At 35.2% G+C, this 19,250-nt stretch carries 16 protein-coding genes; all 16 read right to left on the bottom strand.

Annotation, left to right across the window (positions count from 1 at the left end):
- Nucleotides 1–174: 174 nt before the first annotated feature.
- Nucleotides 175–1,581 carry an ABC transporter ATP-binding protein gene (locus BAU17_RS03360; RefSeq protein ID WP_161901410.1) on the bottom strand — a complete coding sequence of 469 codons (1,407 nt, stop codon included), beginning with the start codon at nt 1,579–1,581 and terminating at the stop codon, nt 175–177.
- The gene (locus BAU17_RS03355; protein ID WP_161901409.1) at nt 1,572–2,267 is read right to left on the bottom strand and encodes an energy-coupling factor transporter transmembrane component T; all 696 of its coding nucleotides are present in this window, start codon (nt 2,265–2,267) and stop codon (nt 1,572–1,574) included. The genes BAU17_RS03360 and BAU17_RS03355 overlap by 10 nt, the downstream gene beginning before the upstream one ends.
- 3 nt (nt 2,268–2,270) lie before the next feature.
- Nucleotides 2,271–2,855, bottom strand: a complete 585-nt coding sequence (locus BAU17_RS03350) for an MptD family putative ECF transporter S component (RefSeq protein ID WP_161901408.1) — start codon at nt 2,853–2,855, stop codon at nt 2,271–2,273.
- A 210-nt stretch (nt 2,856–3,065) separates the two neighbouring features.
- Complete coding sequence (locus tag BAU17_RS03345) at nt 3,066–4,652, bottom strand: amidohydrolase (RefSeq protein WP_161901407.1); 1,587 nt, start codon at nt 4,650–4,652, stop codon at nt 3,066–3,068.
- Nucleotide 4,653: 1 nt separating this feature from the next.
- Nucleotides 4,654–5,733: an ABC transporter substrate-binding protein gene (locus tag BAU17_RS03340; RefSeq protein ID WP_161901406.1), complete on the bottom strand. Its 1,080-nt coding sequence runs from the start codon at nt 5,731–5,733 to the stop codon at nt 4,654–4,656.
- A 140-nt stretch (nt 5,734–5,873) separates the two neighbouring features.
- Entirely contained in the window at nt 5,874–7,325 is a 1,452-nt protein-coding gene (locus BAU17_RS03335; protein ID WP_161901405.1) for a glycoside hydrolase family 32 protein, read from the bottom strand.
- Nucleotides 7,326–7,338: 13 nt separating this feature from the next.
- A complete protein-coding gene (locus BAU17_RS03330) occupies nt 7,339–8,187 on the bottom strand; it encodes a carbohydrate ABC transporter permease (protein WP_161901404.1) in 849 nt (282 codons plus the stop codon).
- A gap of 1 nt (nt 8,188) precedes the next feature.
- Entirely contained in the window at nt 8,189–9,067 is an 879-nt protein-coding gene (locus tag BAU17_RS03325; RefSeq protein WP_161901403.1) for a carbohydrate ABC transporter permease, read from the bottom strand.
- Nucleotides 9,068–9,124: 57 nt separating this feature from the next.
- Nucleotides 9,125–10,441: an ABC transporter substrate-binding protein gene (locus BAU17_RS03320; RefSeq protein WP_161901402.1), complete on the bottom strand. Its 1,317-nt coding sequence runs from the start codon at nt 10,439–10,441 to the stop codon at nt 9,125–9,127.
- 155 nt (nt 10,442–10,596) lie between these two features.
- Nucleotides 10,597–11,577: a LacI family DNA-binding transcriptional regulator gene (locus BAU17_RS03315; protein WP_161901401.1), complete on the bottom strand. Its 981-nt coding sequence runs from the start codon at nt 11,575–11,577 to the stop codon at nt 10,597–10,599.
- Between the two features lie 77 nt (nt 11,578–11,654).
- The gene (locus BAU17_RS03310; RefSeq protein WP_161901400.1) at nt 11,655–13,013 is read right to left on the bottom strand and encodes a glycoside hydrolase family protein; all 1,359 of its coding nucleotides are present in this window, start codon (nt 13,011–13,013) and stop codon (nt 11,655–11,657) included.
- Between the two features lie 39 nt (nt 13,014–13,052).
- Nucleotides 13,053–14,033, bottom strand: a complete 981-nt coding sequence (locus tag BAU17_RS03305) for a LacI family DNA-binding transcriptional regulator (protein WP_161901399.1) — start codon at nt 14,031–14,033, stop codon at nt 13,053–13,055.
- A gap of 82 nt (nt 14,034–14,115) precedes the next feature.
- On the bottom strand, nt 14,116–15,603 hold the full coding sequence (locus BAU17_RS03300; RefSeq protein ID WP_418904804.1) for a glycoside hydrolase family 32 protein: 1,488 nt from the start codon (nt 15,601–15,603) through the stop codon (nt 14,116–14,118).
- The gene (locus BAU17_RS03295; protein ID WP_161901397.1) at nt 15,604–17,220 is read right to left on the bottom strand and encodes an ABC transporter substrate-binding protein; all 1,617 of its coding nucleotides are present in this window, start codon (nt 17,218–17,220) and stop codon (nt 15,604–15,606) included. It abuts the gene before it with no gap.
- A 13-nt stretch (nt 17,221–17,233) separates the two neighbouring features.
- The gene (locus BAU17_RS03290; RefSeq protein ID WP_161901396.1) at nt 17,234–18,121 is read right to left on the bottom strand and encodes a carbohydrate ABC transporter permease; all 888 of its coding nucleotides are present in this window, start codon (nt 18,119–18,121) and stop codon (nt 17,234–17,236) included.
- 11 nt (nt 18,122–18,132) lie between these two features.
- Nucleotides 18,133–19,068, bottom strand: a complete 936-nt coding sequence (locus tag BAU17_RS03285; protein WP_202622274.1) for an ABC transporter permease — start codon at nt 19,066–19,068, stop codon at nt 18,133–18,135.
- Nucleotides 19,069–19,250 lie beyond the last annotated feature (182 nt).

Below are 19,250 nucleotides of genomic sequence, written 5' to 3'. Positions count from 1 at the left end.
ATTTATTTACCAGATATTAACATTTAATTTATAAAAAATACGAACATTATCTTATCAATAAAAAATGAACCACTTGAAACAACGAAAGTTTAACAAACATTTTCACATTTCTATACTCAATTTGATAAAAAGACTTAAAAATACAAAAAAGACAGATAAAATTATCTGTCTTTTTCACAAAATAATGCCATCTGACACTATTTTTCCCTCATTCATTTTTAATACTCTGTCGCATGTTTGTTGTAGAAATTCCTGGTCATGCGTGATAACTAAGACCAACAAATGTTTATCCTTTAATTTTTTAATTAGCTCACTGACTTTTTGCATACTAACTAAGTCCAATCCACTCGTTGGTTCATCAAAGACCAAAATTTTCTTTCCTGATAAAATAGCTGCTGCTAAAGCGACACGTTGCTTTTCCCCACCGGATAAGCTTTGTGGATGACGATTTAATAATGGTTCTAATGCTAACCATTCAATAACTTCTTCATAATCGGTTAAATCCTTCGCCATTGCAGTGATTTCTTTGGTTACCGTTTCGAAAAAAAGTTGTAAATTGACATCTTGCATCACAATATAACTTTCTTTTAACAGTTGTTTTGGTGTCATCTTTTTACCATTTAAGAAGATTGTCCCGCTTTTTGGCTTAAATAAACCAGTAACGAGTTGCGCAAAAGTTGATTTTCCGGCACCATTGTTCCCAACTAAACCAGTAATGTACTGATTGGATAACTGTAATTCAGGAATAGTCACACCGTTTTGTTGCTTTGAATAGGTATATGTGAGGTTCTTCATCGTTAAAGCAACTTCTGATTCCTCTACTGTATCTGTCTGACCTAATGTTAGCTTAGGAACAATAAGTTGACGCAAGCCTAGCTCTTCTAATTCAATAGGACTCTTTGCGAGTAACTCTTCTTTGGTCCAATGAAGCCCTTTTGGTAAAAAAAGAAAATGATCTGCACTCTCCATAAGATAAGACAGACGATGTTCTGCAATAATAATCGTGAAGCCTTCACTTTTTAACCAACTCAAATATTTTTTAAGCTTTTCAACCGTGACTTGATCTAAGTTGCTAGACGGTTCATCAAGTAAAAAAAGTTTGGGCGTAAGCGTACATGCTGAACCAAAAGCAACCAGCTGTTTCTCACCGCCAGATAGTTGAAACATACTCTTTTCCAAAAATCGTGTCAAATTAAATTCAGTGGCTACTTCTAGCACACGTTGCACCATTTCTGGCTGAGCCATGCCAACGTTTTCCATCGGAAAAGCGAGTTCAGAATAAACATCTTGAGTAAAAAATTGCGTTTTTGGATTTTGAAACACCATACCAATTTGTTCGGCATGTTCCGAAAAATCGCGTTCTTCTAACGATTGATTTAGTATGGTACCTGTTCCTTGAATATTTGCTTCATATAGTTCAGGAATCAAGCCACTCAATAATTTAATTAAAGAGGATTTCCCACTCCCGCTTTTTCCACATAATACGACCATTTCGCCTTCCTTCACTTGCCAATTCAACTGATGTAAAATCGTCGTATCTTGATACTCTAATGAAAGATTTGTTAATTCAATTAAGGCCATAATAATCTTCCTCCGATACAACCGATAAGAACTACAATTAAAAGATAATCCTGCCAATGAAAACGCAAAGGATAGATACTTGTATGCTGCTTCATATTGCCCAAGCCACGAACCATCGCAGTTGCCGATAAATCAAGCGCGGTATTATCGGCTGACATCAGAATTGGAATAATAATGTATTCCATCGTTTGAAAAGGATGAATTACCATTTCCCACACGTTTGTCGCAATTCCTCGAAAGCGTAAGGCTTTACGAATATTTTTAAAATCTTGAACCAACGTTGGAAAAAAACGGAACAAGACGGTCAGTGGAACAATCAGAGCAAACGGTACACGCAGTTTTTGCAGAGCTGCAATCCATTCACTAATTTTTGTCCCACTCATTGCAAAACTAGCCGCCATGACTGTCGGTAGCAAGCGTCGACTTCCAATTAAAACAAAGGAAAGTAAACCAAAAATCACATGATCTCCTTGTGGAAATAACCCATAATCCAATAAGGCTAGCAGCCAAAAAAGAACATAAAAACTTATCCCTTTTTTCCATTCACCAATCAACAAAAACAACACAAATAATAGCGAGATAAATATTATTTCATAAAAAAAAGTTAACCGTACCATTAAACTAAAACTAGCAAATAAAATGACACAAAGTTTCGTTCGTGGGTCGAATGTCAGTCTTTTTTTCATTACTTACCTCTTTGTTTGAAAATGTTTGGCTAATAATTTACGACCAATATAAATCCCAGCAATCGAGCAAACAATCACGGAAACCACACAAATAATAAAACCAATTTGAGTAATTGGTTCAAAGACATAATTAATATAATCTGCGTCTTTTCCACGACGAATCAATGAATCCACATAGGCATTTTTCATAAACCACATAGGTAACAATGGACCTGTTAAACCAAAACTAAAAATAATATACGTAACTGTCGTCCGAATTTTTTCGTTTATTTTCCAATTATATTGTAAAAAATCAGCTAAAATAGCACACACAAAACTTGGTACAAACGACATTGGGAAATGACCAGTCACTAAAAATAGCAAACCAAAAACGCCACCCATGACAGAAATACCTCCAAAACGTGGTACCTTCTGTAACATTAATAAATAAATAATACCAGAAAACAGTGCCGATGCCGCAGGTAATAATAAGGAATCAAAAACTGGTACAGCAACTTTTAAAACAACCATGACAATTGAAACCAGTAAAAAATAGATTGCTGTATATACTCCTGTAAAAATTAGTTCTTGCATTTTTAATTTTTTCATCTATATCCCTCTATGCTTTCTTGAAAATTTTTCTGAAAATACTTTCCACGATTGAAAATTATATCACATAATAAAAGATTCGTTCTGATTTTCTGCTTGTGAAATCCAAAGAACGTAAAATGATTGGTTAAAATTAGCTTAGCTTCTAAAAATAACTAAACAACCAAAGGCTTGACTAACATTCTGCCTTGATTGCTTAGTTATTTCATTTTATTCTTCCCGATAAACCCATTCTCCATCAAAAATCGTACCGACAATTTTTGTTGCTAATAACTCTTCTTCCGTACAATCAAGAATATTTTGCGATAAGATACAAATATCTGCCCAATTACCTACTTGCAGAGAACCAATATCCTGACGACTTAAAGCTTTTGCTGCACCTGCTGTATGGGCAATTAACGCTTCTTCAATAGATATTCTTTCCTTCGGCATTAATCGTTCATAGGGGATCCCTGACTTTTCACGACGAGCCACCGCATAATAAATCGAATCTAGTGGGGTCACATCAATAACGACTGGAGAATCTGTACCAAATGCTAAAGTGGCATCATTTTGTAAAAAAGATTGAAATGGAAACATCTCACTAGCTCGCTTTGATCCAACTTCTTCGTCCAATGTATCGTAACCAACCAATAAATGACTAGGTTGAACAGAAATAACTAATTGCTCTTGCTTGACTAGGGATAAATCACTAGCATCCATAACTTCCAAATGTTCCAAAGTATTGTACTTCCCTGCTGACAAAGGATAACGAGTTAAGCTTTCTTGATAATATATTAACGCTTGATGGATGGCTTGATCACCAATCGTATGAATACGTATCGGCCAATCTTGCTGATTTGCCAGTAAAATAAGTTGACGCATTTTTTCAATTGGAATTAACGGACTGCCTATATCGCCTTCAAAATAAGGAGTTTCATAAACTTCTTTCAAAAAAGCGGTGTGTGTACTAGTAACTCCATCAAAAAATTGCTTCACGCCACCCATTTGAACTTTTGGCGATTGATAGTTGCTATAAGTTTCGGTTAACTTCGTAAGCTCTTCGCGCATAGCAGGATAGAAAACAGCTCGAATTGTCGCTTGTTCTTCAACTTGCTGGAAGTATTCTGGATAAACTAAATCGTCCCAGCTTTCGCCAGTCAATGCTACATCACCAATTGTAGTAACTCCCATTTGATTTAAATGCTTCATATAAGCTAAGTAACTTTCAGCACTATTTGGGAGCATTGCTAGAACATCTGCTAAATAATTAATTGCAACTGCTTCTAAAAAACAACCAGTTAATTCACCATTCGTTACAATTGCTTCACCACTAATCCCTTGTGGAATACTATTGATAGTAATTTTTAGCTCAGCCATTGCTTTTGAGTTCAACCAAATACTATGCGCATCCCCTGAAATTAACATAACTGGTACATCAACACAAACAGCATCCAATATTTCTTTGGTAGGATACACTTGTTGTCCAAAATCACTACCAAACCAACCAATCCCTAATTTCCATCCATGTCTGATTGGCAACTGTGGCACAGCGTTCGCAAAATCCTGCTCTGTATTCCCAGTCAACGGTGTCAAAACACCGGCATGAATTAAAGCAGATAAATAAAAGTGAACATGACTATCGATAAATCCCGGAATAATCATTTGATCAGAATAATCCATCACTACTTCATTTTGTGGTAAAGCATCAAGTGGACCAACATCAATAATTTTGCCTGCATCTATTTTTAAATACCCTGCAAAGGTCTTTTTTGTTTGGGTATCAAATATATAATTTGAACGTAAAATCATCGACATGCTATAACCCCAACTTCCATTCTAAGAAAAGATCATTGTACATTTCGACCGCATCTCTTCCTAGATATTCATAATGTTCCATTTGTTCCATCGCCGCGGGTTCAGGATAAAAAGCTTCATCATTTGTCAATTCTTTTGGTAACAAAGCTTTTGCCTGCTCGCTAGGTGTCGCATAACCCACATACTCAGCATTTTGTTTGGCATTTTCTGGTCGCAACATAAAATTGATAAACGCATATGCGCCATCCAAATTACGTGCTGTTTTAGGAATCGCAAAATTATCTGTCCAAATTGCTCCTCCATCCTCTGGCACAATGTATTGAATATCTGGATTTTCATACATCACATAAGCTGCATCACCGGAATACCCAATACCAATGGGTGCATCATTATGAATCATAAGCGTTTTGATTTCATCCGTCAGTACCGCTTTAACATTCGAGCGAAGTTTTGCTAATTTTTCAAGTCCACGTTGCACATTCGCTTCGTCAAGTTCATTTAAAGACAATCCTTCCGCCTGTAAAGCAATTCCAATCGATTCACGAGCACCATCAATCATCAAAATATCATTTTTATACTCGGAATTCCAAAGATCCGACCATTTTTTTATTTTCATTGCATCTACTTGCTTTGTATTGACCATAATGCCTATCGTGCCCCAAAAATACGGAATGGAATACTTATTTTTTTTATCAAATGATTGATTCATCAAAAATGTCGAAATATCTTCTGTTCCTTGAATTTTATTCTGGTCAATTGGCAACAATAGACCTGAATCAATCATTTTTGGAATAATTGATTCACTTGGAAAGACGATATCATAGGTTGAACCACCTTGTTTGATTTTCGTTTCCATTGCTTCATTGGAATCAAACGTATTATAAATCACCTGATACCCTGATTCTTTTTCAAATGCTGTCAACAATTCTGGATCGATATACTCTCCCCAGTTAAAAATATTTACTGTGTTTTTGCTTGTTGCTTCCACTGTTTTTGTCTGCGATTCAACAAGCATCTTACTAAAGAATAGAACACTTAAAATAACAATAACTCCACACCAAAAGACCAATAACCTTTTCAACTCATTAATTCCTTCTTTCTAAAAAATAGTTTTTCTTGAGTAGAATAATTGATTTAACACTAAAATACAATCAAAACTTTTCAATAACAAAAAAAGGAATGATTTCCACCTAAATCGTGTGTATCATTCCTTTTTTCTTATCATTGACTAAATGTTAATAATTTAATAGTTAACGGTGTCGTTGATTCAACTGCTATATCCGTTCCTTTGACTTTTTCAAAAAAGGTAAAACTCATTGTTTGCCCATTTGCAAAAACTTCCAATGAAGATGTATCGCGGAACAGTTCTAAATCCAATTGTCCATCGACTGGTGATACCCTCATTTTTCGTTCAACTAAATGCGTTTCTTCGATACCTTTGATTGGATAACCAATCGTTTCTCGGCTCACAGTTAACATTTCTGTCGCTGCCTGATAGCTAATTTTTAATGCTTCGTCTCCGTTTTTCGCATAGGCGAACGTAAATTCTTGCTCCTCATTAATCTCAACGACAGCATGCACATACTGCTGTTCCTTCACAACATTAGCAAAATAATTTTTTGACGAATCTTGTGGTTGCTCGTTAAATTGACGATAAATTCCTTTGACTGGTGTTTGAATTAATCGATTATCTTCCACATGCAATTCACGAGGCAACGTCATGCTCCCTGCCCATAAATGACCTAAATCATTAGTCGGCATATTTCGGTTCCACATTTGCATCCACGCTACCATCATACGTTCGCCATTTGGTCCCTCACATGTTTGCGGCGCATAGAAATCCAAGCCATAATCAATTTCATGGTAATTTTCTATCGCTAACTTCCCAGTTTCCCAATCCATTTCGCCAATAAAGGCAACTGTCGAGCTCGTATTCCAATACGAATTGTCTTGTTTTGCCATTTGAATGGGTGAAAAAATCAAGACATCTTTGCCATCTAAATGGAACAAATCAGGACATTCCCACATGATACCTTGGTGCTTTTCTCCTTCAGCAACAACGGACTTAAATTTCCAATCAACTAAGTTAGCAGATTCAAACAACAACATTTGTCCCCGCTGATCCGCTGTTTGTGCGGCAACGATGGTATAATATGTTTCACCACGTTGAAAAACTTTCGGATCACGAAACTCAGCAATATCAGCTATATTGTGAATATGTGCTTCAGCAATCACTGGATTTTGGTGATATTTTTCAAAATGAATCCCATCCTCAGACATCGCCAAACACTGAACTTCCCGACGATAATCACCTTCTTCTACATGACCGGTATAAATCAAATACAACTGATCGTCTTTGACAATCGCACTACCTGAGAAGCAACCATCTTTGTCATACTCTTCGCTTGGTGCCAAAGCCACTGGTAAATGCTCCCAGTTGACTAAGTCTTTTGATTTTGCATGCCCCCAGTGCATTGGTCCCCAGATACTATCATAAGGGTAATATTGGTAAAATAAATGGTATTCTCCTTGGAAATAGACAAAGCCATTCGGATCATTCATCCAACCAATAGGTGCCATTAAATGATACTTATTTCGATAACGTTTATTCACGTCTTTTGCTTTTTGTTCAATAAACTCATTTGCCTTTTCAATCTCAATTTTATGCAACATCCGTCACTTCCTTTTATTTAATTCCTGTTCCTGAACCACCTAAACCTTGTAAAATATATTTTTGAGCAACAATATAAATAATAATCAATGGAATAGTTGAAATCGTCAATACAGCCATTACCTGATTGATATACACGGGTTGAGTAGTATTAATCGTCGTAATTGCCACTTGCATGGAAAATTTACTTCGATCTGTCAAGACCATCAATGGCCAGATGTAGTCATTCCAACTATTGATAAATGACAACACACCAACAGTCGCCACAGCAGGTTTTGACATTGGTAACATGATTCTGAAAAAGATAGTCACAATATTCGCACCATCTAATTTAGCAGATTCAATAATTTCTTCTGGTATCGCAATAAAGAAATTTCTGAATAAATAGATATTAAAAATACTAGCCATTGCAGGTAAAACTACTGCCAACCGAGTATTCACAATTCCTAATGCATTCGCAATCGTGAACTGCGGAATTAAGACTGTCTCCATTGGAATAATTAATAATGCTAATAAAATCCCAAAGATAATTTTCTTACCAGAAAAGTTAATCTTTGCAAAAGCGAAACCCGCCAATGCATTGACCAAAATCGAACCTACAGAAAAGGTTAAACCATAAAATAAACTGTTTGCTAGATACGTACCAATACTAAAGCGCTCAATAACTTCCTGATAGGTTTTAAACCAATTTGCTGGATTTAAACTCGGTAAGAAAGCTTTAAATGACGTCAAGTTCGTATAGACATCTGCTTCTGGTTTCATAGAAGAAACAATCATCCATAACATTGGAAAAATAAACAACGCAGCTAAAAGAAGTAACAAGATGTACTCCAGAATACTTAATGGGCCAAATTTTTTCGTCATCTTAGTTATCCTCCTTAATCAATTTACGTTGTGCCAATGTAATCAAACCAATCATCGTTGTAAAAATCAATGCAATCGAACTAGAATAACCAACCATACGATCGGTGAAACCTGTTTGGTAAATGTAGTAAACCATGGTCATCGTTGAATTCATTGGTCCACCTTGTGCCATAACCATTGGTTGAATAATTAATTTGAATGCTGAAATTAAAGTGGTTAAAACGACAAAAATGGTCGTTGGTTTTAATAATGGTAAAGTAATATAACGGAATTGTTGAAACTTCGAAAACCCATCAATCTCTGCTGCTTCATAAACATCACTCGAAATATTTTGCATACCACCTAAGAACAATAGCATTTGATATCCTGCACCTTGCCAAGCAGAAACGAAAACAATCGTATACATCGCTTGTTTTGGACTTGTTAAAAATGGTTGGGCAGAAATACCAATTTTCGCAAGCAACGTATTAATTAGCCCTTCGTTAGGATTCAATAAATACAACCAAAGAATAGAGATAACAACTAATGACATTACCACTGGAGCGAAGAAAGCGACTTTAAAGAACATATTGCCTTTACGTTGCTTATTGATAATCAATGCCATCCCTAATGCTGCACCTAATTGGACGGGAATAATCCAAATAACAAATTTCCCTGTATTCCAAATACTTTTAATAAAAATTGGATCACTAATCAATCGCTTAAAGTTATCTAAGCCGATAAATTGTCGCGCATCGGGCGTTAATAAGTAATAATCTGTAAATGCATAATAGAAAACCATAATGACTGGAATCAATAGAAAAATAGTTAAGAGAATAAGTGCTGGACTCAAAAAACCGTAGCCGATGATATTGTCTTTTAAAGTTGGTTTCTTGTTCATGTTGCTCCCCCTTTTTTATAATGGGTGCTCCTTGTCTCATTGGAGCACCCTCAGTTTTTATTTATTAAGTGAATTATCGATCGCTTGCTGCATTTCTTTTGCTCGTTCTTCCGCTACTTTTTTCACATCTGGATTTTCATCAAAATAACTAATATCTTGAATCGCTTGTTGGAACGCACGAGACACTTGTGGGTAAGCAACAACAACTGGACGAGCATGGCCTGAACGTTGGTTTTGTTCCATTAAGACACGCATACCATCGGATACTTCATCTTTAATTAACTCAATTGTTGAGTGACGAATTGGTAATACGCTATTACCTAAACTCATGATGCGACTAGATTCTGTACTTGTTGCGTATTTAATAAATTCTGAGGAAGCTTCCGTTTTTTCCGTGTTCGTAGTCATCGCTAACTGCCAGCTTCCTGTTGGAGATACTAATTCTTTCGTAGTGTCAGAAACTGGATAAGGCAAAATACCATAGTCAATATCTTGATAATTTTCTTCCAAATCAAAAATCGTCCAAGAACCACTTAATAGCATTGGATATTTACCTGTTTCAAATCCTTTTTCGATTGGGCTAATTGTTGTATAGCCTTCTTTAACTAATCCTTGAATAAATTCTAATCCTTCAATCGTCTGTTCATTGTCAAAATAGCCAGTTGCTTTTGTCCCGTCTTCATTGACAACATCGCCACCATTTGACCAAATAAAAGGTGTATATGCATACGTTAACATTTCATCATTTGATGCCATTTGCATATCAATTGCTGGTACATCAAATTTATCAACTAATTTTTTACTGATGTCATTAAATTCGCTCCATGTCCAAGGATCATCTAAAGTTGGTAACTGATCTTCACTAATACCCGCTTCTTCAAACATCGCTTTGTTATAATAAACACCTACATTTGATTCAGAAAATCCAAACGCATACATTTTGCCATCATACGTTCCTTGTTGAATAATACTGTCTAACACATCATCCATATCTGCATCTTCTAAATATTCATCTAACGGAGCAATCACACCTGAATTTGCATAAGCTGCTGTATTCGGTCCATCTAAAGTAATCACATCAGGTAAACTATTTGTCGTAATTGCCGCATTTACTTTATCTTCGTATCCGCCACCACTACCGCTACGTGGGATATACTCTGTCTCAACTTTATACTTTCCTTCGTTTTCTTTATTAAATCCATCCACAATTTCTTGCCAAGCAACCCCTTCTGGCGTTTCGTCTGAAAATTGAACCCATACCGTAATATCTCCAGGATTGCTACTTGCTTTTTTATCTTCTTTTCCACCACATGCTGCTAACAAACCTAATGTTAAAACTGACATTGCTGCAAATCCTAATACTTTCTTCTTCATTTCTTTTTTCTCCCTTCAAATATGAAACGTTTCCGATTTCCGTTTTAAAAAAATCGGAAACGTTTCCGATTTCTAAAATGAGGATATCATCGAAAGCGTTTTCTGTCAACAACTTTTTCAAAAAAAAATGCTAGAACAAATAAATGTTCTGCATTTTAATTGTCGATTTTTTTCGTTGTTCCACCTTCATAAAAGGTGACATCCAATAACTTCCGTTGTTCAAATGGTTCGTTTAAAATCATCGCAAGAATCGTTTCAACAGAATTATAAGCCATTTCAATGACTGGTTGTACAATTGTTGATAGGACCAGAGGTTGATCGATTGCCATTTTTACTCCATCAAAACCAATGAGTTGATAATCAGTAACAGGGTGTTTATTTAATTTAGCCAAAGCTTTAATAACATTTAATCCCATAAAATCATTTACGGTAAAGATACCATCAATTGTAGGATTCGATGTAAAAAATGCCAATAACTGTTCATCCAAGTTCTGTAGTGGCTCCGGCATATCAAGAATTGTAGGTGTTAACCGGTGTTTCAGACACTCGTCATAAAATCCTAGTTTCCGATTATTCGTTTCATTTGGATAAGGAGAAGTTCCCCCTACATAAGCGACTTGCTGACACTCTCGCTTAATTAACTCTTGTGCTGCAATTTGTCCGCCCCGATAATTGTCTGCCGTTACATAAGCAACTTCTTCGGAAAAGTGCCGGTCAATACTGACAAAGGGTAAATTTGCAGAAACATATTTATCAACATCCGAATATGTAATCCCTATGATACCGTCCACTTTACTTTGCTTAACCATTTGAATGTATTCTTTTTCTTTCTCAACATTACCATCCGAATTACATAGCAACAATTTATAATTTCTTTGACTTAGCGCTTCTTCAACAAAATACGCAAATTCAGAAAAAAACGGATGCCAAATCGTAGGAATAATGAGCGCGATGGTATTACTGCGATTGGTTTTTAACCCTCTTGCATATTCATCTGGTTCATAATTTAGTTCTCGAATCGCGTCATAGACTTTTTTGCGCGTCGATTCTTTGACACGGACACCATTAATCACCCTGGAAACGGAACCTAGTCCTACACCCGCTAGAGCAGCTACATCTTTCATTGTGGCTTTCATTAGTTTCAGCTCCTCTCTTTTTTAATATCATAGCAAAAAAATTAAACCGTTTCCACGTTTATTTGCCAAGGTAGGATTTACTTTACCTCTAAACTTCCTTCAATAAGCGTTAACTTGGTAGGTTTTTCTTTGCTTTGGTAAATACGATTGGACAAAGCATATTCACCATCATAAATAACCACTAAATCTTCTTCTTGAATTAATTGAAAAGGAACTGTTTGTTCAGTTGTTAAAGACATTTCCGTCTGAGGTTTTCGATTTGGAATATCTTCCAAATGCGTATTATAATAACTCATTTTTCGATTGTTAAAGTCAAAAAGAATATTGTTTTCCTCACCAAATGATAAGATAAATTTGGTTCGATTATTTACTTGAAACTCTCCTTCTAGTAACGTTGCTTGGCTGTCAATAATCACTGTCTCACCTACGGATAATTCCCATTGTGGAAAATGTTCTTTTGACAGATTTTGATAAGCTTTTTCGGGTAACTTAGGTTGTAATTTCCCGTCTTTTTTTATCAATTGGTGAACAGCTAAATTTCCTGCCCAATTGTAATTAAAACGGTCATCATGATTATCTTTTGTAGGAATCCAGCCCACTTGATACAAATTTTGACCGTCTGTTTCTAGTCGTCCAGCATAAAAACCAGCACCATCCACATAATCATGTTCTGGCTTTTCAAATGGTCCATTCGGATTATCTGCTGTTCGATAATGAACAACTCGTTTGTCCCATTGATCAGAAAAAGCTAAATACCAGGTCCCCTTAAATTGAACTAAGGAAGGACACTCTAAATTGGAGTCGTTTCCAATATCATTCACAAAAAAAACTCCTTGATTTTCCCATGAAGTTAAATCTGTTGAAGTATACTTTGCAATGATTCCTGTATTGTTTTGACGAGTAGTAATAAGCATCCAATAGCTTTGACTTTCTTCTTCAAAAAACACATACGGATCCCGAAAATCATTATTCTCATATTCTGTATCTCCTTCAAATGTATCTTCAGGTTGTTTCATCCATTTTTTTCCATCTTTACTTGTAGCATGCATAATTAATTCTTTAGGTAACCGTTCACTATTATGGGCTGTATAAAATGCATGATATTTACCTGCCTTGTCTTTTATAACAGAACCAGTTCCCAACGCACGTTCTGGACTATCTTCCTCATTTACAAAAGGAATTACTTCTCCTTCATCTTGATAATGATAAAAGTCAGTTGTCGTGAACAGACTGAATGGATGAAATCCAACCTCCCCATTCCGTAAATCTTCTAAATAGTATATTTTATATTCATTACCATCAAAATAAGGCATCGGATCCCCCACAAAGCTATCTGCAGATCTAGGATACAAAGATTTGACTTCCGTTTTCATTTTACACGCTCCTAAAATAATAAACATTGCAATCATACAAATATATTGTACTTTCTTTTTCATTTCAGCCTCCTATAAAAAAACATCTGAAACCATATGATTTCAGATGTTTGATTTTGTTGTCCACCCTTCACCAAAATGGACAGGTAACACGGTTCGCTTCTCTACCTCTTTTCCTTGGATAACATTTAATAACAGTTCGACTGCACTTTTAGCCATTTGTTCGATAGGCTGAACAATCGTAGAAACAAGATACGGTTCGCCTTCACGCGACTGTTGTCCATCAAATCCAATTACTTGTACTTCATTCGGAACATTCCGCCCTAACTTATCCAATAATTGACAAACTTCGACTGCTAAGGAATCATTGATTGTAAAAATACCGTCAATTTCTGAATGGCGTTTCAAAAAATCCTCTATCTGAATCCATGTGTCTTTCGTTATAGGCTCTAAAACATTTAAAATCTCATAATCAATATTTTGCTCTTTACATTCAATTTCAAAATACTCACAACGATTTTTAGTTTCATTTGGTGTCTCTTGGTAACCGCCAATATATGCTAAATGTTTAGCTCCCCGTTTGATTAATTCTTGGACCGCCAGTCGTCCACCTGCTGCATTATCTGCGGTAACATAAATAACTTCCTCCGTAAAATAACGATCAATACTAACAAAAGGTAGATTGCTGGAAATGTATTCATCAATGTCGGCATAGGTAATACCAATAATACCATCTACCTTATTTTGCGTAACCATTTGAATATACTCACGTTCCTTAGTAATATCTTCTTTTGAATTACACAAGAACATTTTATAATTATTTTCTTCTAAATAGTTCTCCACATGAAAAGCAAACTCAGAAAAAAATGGATGCCAAATACTTGGTAAAATTAGAGCCACAGTATACGTTTTATTGGTCTTCAACCCTCTCGCATAAAAATCTGGTTGATAGTTTAATTCCTTAATTGCCGCATCAATTTTTTTTCGTGTGCTCTCTTTAATCGATCCATTATTCAATGCCCGAGAAACAGTTCCTACACCAACGCCTGCTAATTTTGCAACTTCTTTCATGGTAGCTTTCATATTGTTCCTCCAATATTCTAATTAGCATCAGTATAATGGAGAATTTGATAAAATGCTATTCTTTCAAAACATTTCCATCTAATTAGGTCTTTATTTGACCAAATTCCAGGGTAATAATTTTCGCGATTCCAGAACTGGAAATTTCAAGATTCTTTCCTTTAATAATTTCATAAAAAGTAGTACTCATTGTTTTTTGTTTATTTAAGAAAATTTCCACAGAGCTAGTATCTCTAAATAGTTCCACTTCTAACTGACCATCAATTAAAGAAACTTGCGTTTGTCGTTGGACTAATAATTCTTGCTCCCGTCCTTCTAGTTTATAACCGATTTTTTCACGATTTAATATAAATTTCTGTGTCTGACAATCATAATGCATTTGTAACGACGACTCTCCTACTTTGGCTAATTGAATAGTGAGTTCATCTGCCTCTGTCATATCAATAAGTAGGCGCATATACATATTATCTCCCACACTATTATCGAAGGTAATAGTGTTTGAAGAAACAGTCAACGCATGTATTGCTTGAGTGATGTTCAACGAATCATATACAAAAGTAATCGGTTTTTGTATTAGCTGATTGTCTTTTACTGATAATTCTCTAGGTAAGCTCATCGCTCCTGCCCAACCATGAGCTAAGTCATGAGTTGGTAATGTGCGATCCCACATTTGCATCCATGCAATCATAATTCGTCTGCTTTGATTATCTTCTAATGTTTGGGGTGCATAAAAATCAAAACCAAAATCAATTTCATGGTAATTTTCGACAGAAAATTTCCCTGTTTCCCAGTTTACTAATCCAATAAAAGCCACTGTTGAGCTAATATTATGGTACTCATCCCCTTTTTTGGGTATTTGAATCGGTGACATAATTAGTACGTCTTTCCCATTTAAATGAAATAAGTCTGGACATTCCCACATAATTCCTTGCGTAGCATCTCCTTCAAGTAAAATCGAGGTAAAAGACCAATTAAGCATGTCCTTTGATTCAAATAAAAGAATCCGCCCCTTATCTTCCTCATTTTTAGATGCAACCACACTGTAATATTTTTCATTACGCAAAAATACTTTTGGATCACGAAAATCATGAATTGTTCCATTCGTATTTAAAATTTTTTCATCAATCACAGGGTTTTGACATAATTTTTCAAAATGTATACCATCTTCAGAAAATGCTATACACTGCGTTTGATACGTTCGATCATTTTTTTCAACATGACCTGTATACATCAAATATAACTTTCCATCTTTTTCAATAGCACTTCCTGAAAAACAACCATCTTTATCATAAGGTTTATCAGGTGCTAATGCTACGGGTAATTCTTCCCAATGAATCAAATCTCTTGATTTTGTATGCCCCCAATGCATAGGCCCCCAACAGCTATCATAAGGATAATATTGATAAAATAAATGATACTCACCTTGAAAATAGACAAAGCCATTAGGATCATTGACCCACCCAATTGGCGCCATCACATGATAGTGATGGCGATATTTTTCATCTACTTTATTCTTGTTATTCTCAATAAAAAAATTGGCTTTATCTACTGTAAATGCTTCTCTCATATATATTTATTCAGTCCCTTTGACAAAACGGTCATACCCATCTTGTTTAATTTGTAACCATTCATCGATACCTACTCGCTTCAATTCAGCTAAATATTCTTCCCATTCAGCATCGATATTTCCATTTGTAATCCACTCTGCGCGTTTTCTATAAATATAATCCCACATATCTGTTTCAATTCGTGCAATACGATCTGTTTCTTCTTTTTCAAAAAATACACGTGGAAAATTATTATCATTTGAAATGTATGGAAGATAGTGCTCATGCATTAAGTCTAAACGCCATTTTGCATCATCCGGCATAGTGGTTACTGTACCATAGTAACTATCTAATACTGCTAACGGCCCTGCTGCTTCTGTTTTTTGGCGTAATTCCCCGGGTGCCTCCCCATTTAATGGTAAATGTTTCAACATATCACCATCTAATTCAAAAATATTGGCTTGGTTTTCATCTCCGTAAGTTCCCCAGTTATTTTGAACTGATTGTAAAGGTTCATACATTTTATCAATCCATTTAGCTGTTAATTCAAGGTTTTTATTTGCACTCGTTATTACAAAACGATCACGAGAAAAGCCCATCCCATTAGTTCTCGTTACATGTTTTCTTCCATCAGGACCTGCTAATACTGGCAAAACATCATAACTTTCATTCATGCCTGATACGTTCGCTTTATCCCAAGAGAAATATACACCATAACGATGATCTTTTCCTTTAGCCACAAATGTATTCCAATCTTGTTCAAAAGCTTCTTGGTCTATCAAGCCTTTTTTCCACATCTCATGAAAATATTTGATTGCTTCTTTATATCCTTCTTTATCTGCTGTAAAAACAACTTTTCCTTCATTATCTACAATTGTATGGTCATCATTGTCTCCTTCACCAAATGGTGCAAATAAGAATTTTAAATCTTCATTTCCTCCGTCATTGATAAAAGAAAAAGGGATTTCATCTGCTTCACCATTTCCATTAGGGTCTTGTGTTTTAAATGCTTCTAAAACAGCCATCAACTCTTCAGTTGTTTCAGGCATTTCTAACCCTAATTTATTTAACCAATCAACATTAATCCAAGCCATATCGTTGACAGTATGAATCGATTCTTTACCTTCTCCTAATTCCTCAATCCAAGGCAATGAATAAATATGACCATCTGGTGCTGTCGATAATTGACGATATTCCGGATATTCATCAAAAATTTTCTTTAAATTAGGCATATGTTCATCAATCAATTCTTCTAGCGGTACAACTACACCACTTTCAGCCCAACTAAGTAAGTCATAATCGCCTGCACCAGCATTAAAAATAGCATCAGGTAATTCACCACTTGCAATATCTAAATTCCGACGTTCTACAAAGTCTGAATTATAATTTGTCCAATCAATATGCACATTGGTATCTTCTTCTAAACGTTGGAAAATTAATTTTTCATTTGGATCATTAGGTGCTAATGGTGCACTTTGCGAAAGCATTTTCAAAGTAACTTTCTCTTCTAGCGGGAATTTAACATCTGTTAATTCATAATCCGGACTAGAAGTATTTGATTTCCCATCTTCTTTACTCCCGCATGCTCCAAGTACCATTACACTTGTTAAAGCAATTCCTAAAAGCCATTTTCTTGATTTCATTTTTTTCTCTCCCTTATCCTTTAATAGATCCCACAAGTACCCCTTTGTCAAAATATTTCTGGAAAAATGGGTACATGACGATTAGTGGCAAACTTGAAATGACAATTGTTGAATATTTAATTAGTTCGGCGAGTTGTTTCATCTCGGCCATGGCTGTATTCGCTCCTACCATATCTTGGGAGGGTTGATTTTGAATCAAAATATTTCTCAATACTAATTGTAACGGCTGTAAATCAGGCGATTTCAAATAAATCATCGCATCAAAATATGAATTCCATTGTCCAACAAATGCATATAAGAACAAAACAAACATGATTGGTTTAGCAAGTGGTAACATGACTTTGAATAATATCTGAATTTCATTCGCACCATCAATCGTTGCGGCTTCAGAAAGTTCTCTTGGTAAACCACTAAAATAAGTCCGAGCGATAATAATATTCCAAACATTTAATGCTCCAGGTAATATAATTGCCCAAATTGTATCTAGCATCCCCAAATCACGAATCAATAAGTACGTAGGAATTAAACCTCCGCCAACAAACATCGTAATTACAAAAAATGACATAATTGCTCCTCGTCCATACAAATCTGGACGCGACAATGGATACGCTGTAATCATCGTAATGAAAACTGTTAACAGACTAAAACTAAAAGAATATAAGAGTGAGTTAATAAAACCGCGGATAATTGCGCTATCGGCAAAAACACGCTTATAACCTTGGACTGTCCAATCAGCAGGATTAAAACTAATTCCTTTATTTAATAATGTTGTTGGATCCATAAAAGAAGCAATCACAACATACGCTAGCGGAACAATGGTAATCAACACTAGAAAACAAACAATTATTCGATTGACCCATAACATTCTTTTATCAAATTGGGAGTACATTTCCATATTCATTGTTTTTCCTCCTATATTCCTTGGCCATCATTCATTCGTTTCACGATTGAATTTACCATTAATAATAAGACAACATTGATGACCATATTGAATAGTCCAACTGCTGCAGAGTACGCATAATTACCAGATTGCAGACCAATTTTGTAGACATACGTAGAAATAATTTCCGATGTGGGAATATTCATTGATGTCTGCATTAGGAAGGCTTTTTCATGCCCCACATTCATAATATTTCCAGCTGCTAAAATAAAGTTAATTACCATCACTGGTTTCAAAGCAGGCAAATCAATATGGTAAATTTTTTGTAATATATTTGCCCCATCAATATTTGCTGCTTCATATAAGTCGGTACTCACTCCAGCTAAAGTTGCAGTATAAAGAATTGATGCCCATCCCATTCCCTGCCAAATCCCAGAAAGAATATAAATTGTTCTGAAATAAGCTGGATTTGACATAAACATAATTGGTGACCCAGTAAATTTCTCAACTAAACTATTAATAGGGCCGTTTGCAGAAAGAAATAAAAACAGCATCCCGACGATAACAACAATTGAAATAAAATTTGGTGCGTATAGTATTAATTGGATTTTTTGTTTGATTTTTTTATTAAGAATTTGATTTAATGATAACGCCAATAAAATAGGTGGTAAAAATCCTAAAAATAATCCATAAATACTTATTTTCAGTGTATTTGTTAACAAAACTGTAAAGTTAGGTGAAAAAATAAATTCCCTAAAATGTTCTAACCCTGCCCATGGACTCTTTAAAATACCTAACATTGGATTATAAAATTTGAATGCAATAATTGCTCCATACATTGGAAAATATTTGAACACAAGAGTCATCACTACACCTGGAATCAATAAAACATACAACCACTTGTCCCTTTTTAATCTTCGTATCCTACTCCGCCTTTTTTGTTGCTTCAAGTGACTTTTATCCAACATTGCTGAACTTTCTAACAAGTGACTCTTCGCCATTTCTATTCCTCGCCTTCGTTTTAGAAACGTTTCCACTTTTTGAGAATAAAGAATACTTTTATCCTATATTGATAAAAGTTCGCCCCTATGGAAACGTTTCTATTTTGTGAGTAAATAATAGCATGCGCTTACAAAAAGTGTCAACACTT

This window comes from Candidatus Enterococcus willemsii (genome assembly GCF_009933335.1).
Classification (GTDB): domain Bacteria; phylum Bacillota; class Bacilli; order Lactobacillales; family Enterococcaceae; genus Enterococcus_F; species Enterococcus_F willemsii.
The sequence above is the reverse complement of the archived record's forward strand: the minus strand, read 5'-3'. Positions and strand labels throughout refer to the sequence as shown.

Bases quoted from the DNA above. Each gene is read 5' to 3' on its own strand.
- BAU17_RS03350 (WP_161901408.1), bottom strand. From the start codon at position 2,855: ATGAAAAAATTAAAAATGCAAGAACTAATTTTTACAGGAGTATATACA.
- BAU17_RS03335 (WP_161901405.1), bottom strand. From the start codon at position 7,325: ATGTTGCATAAAATTGAGATTGAAAAGGCAAATGAGTTTATTGAACAA.
- BAU17_RS03290 (WP_161901396.1), bottom strand. From the start codon at position 18,121: ATGAATATGGAAATGTACTCCCAATTTGATAAAAGAATGTTATGGGTC.
- BAU17_RS03305 (WP_161901399.1), bottom strand. From the start codon at position 14,033: ATGAAAGCTACCATGAAAGAAGTTGCAAAATTAGCAGGCGTTGGTGTA.
- BAU17_RS03360 (WP_161901410.1), bottom strand. From the start codon at position 1,581: ATGGCCTTAATTGAATTAACAAATCTTTCATTAGAGTATCAAGATACG.
- BAU17_RS03330 (WP_161901404.1), bottom strand. From the start codon at position 8,187: ATGACGAAAAAATTTGGCCCATTAAGTATTCTGGAGTACATCTTGTTA.
- BAU17_RS03295 (WP_161901397.1), bottom strand. From the start codon at position 17,220: ATGAAATCAAGAAAATGGCTTTTAGGAATTGCTTTAACAAGTGTAATG.
- BAU17_RS03355 (WP_161901409.1), bottom strand. From the start codon at position 2,267: ATGAAAAAAAGACTGACATTCGACCCACGAACGAAACTTTGTGTCATT.
- BAU17_RS03320 (WP_161901402.1), bottom strand. From the start codon at position 10,441: ATGAAGAAGAAAGTATTAGGATTTGCAGCAATGTCAGTTTTAACATTA.
- BAU17_RS03310 (WP_161901400.1), bottom strand. From the start codon at position 13,013: ATGAAAAAGAAAGTACAATATATTTGTATGATTGCAATGTTTATTATT.
- BAU17_RS03315 (WP_161901401.1), bottom strand. From the start codon at position 11,577: ATGAAAGCCACAATGAAAGATGTAGCTGCTCTAGCGGGTGTAGGACTA.
- BAU17_RS03285 (WP_202622274.1), bottom strand. From the start codon at position 19,068: ATGTTGGATAAAAGTCACTTGAAGCAACAAAAAAGGCGGAGTAGGATA.
- BAU17_RS03345 (WP_161901407.1), bottom strand. From the start codon at position 4,652: ATGTCGATGATTTTACGTTCAAATTATATATTTGATACCCAAACAAAA.
- BAU17_RS03325 (WP_161901403.1), bottom strand. From the start codon at position 9,067: ATGAACAAGAAACCAACTTTAAAAGACAATATCATCGGCTACGGTTTT.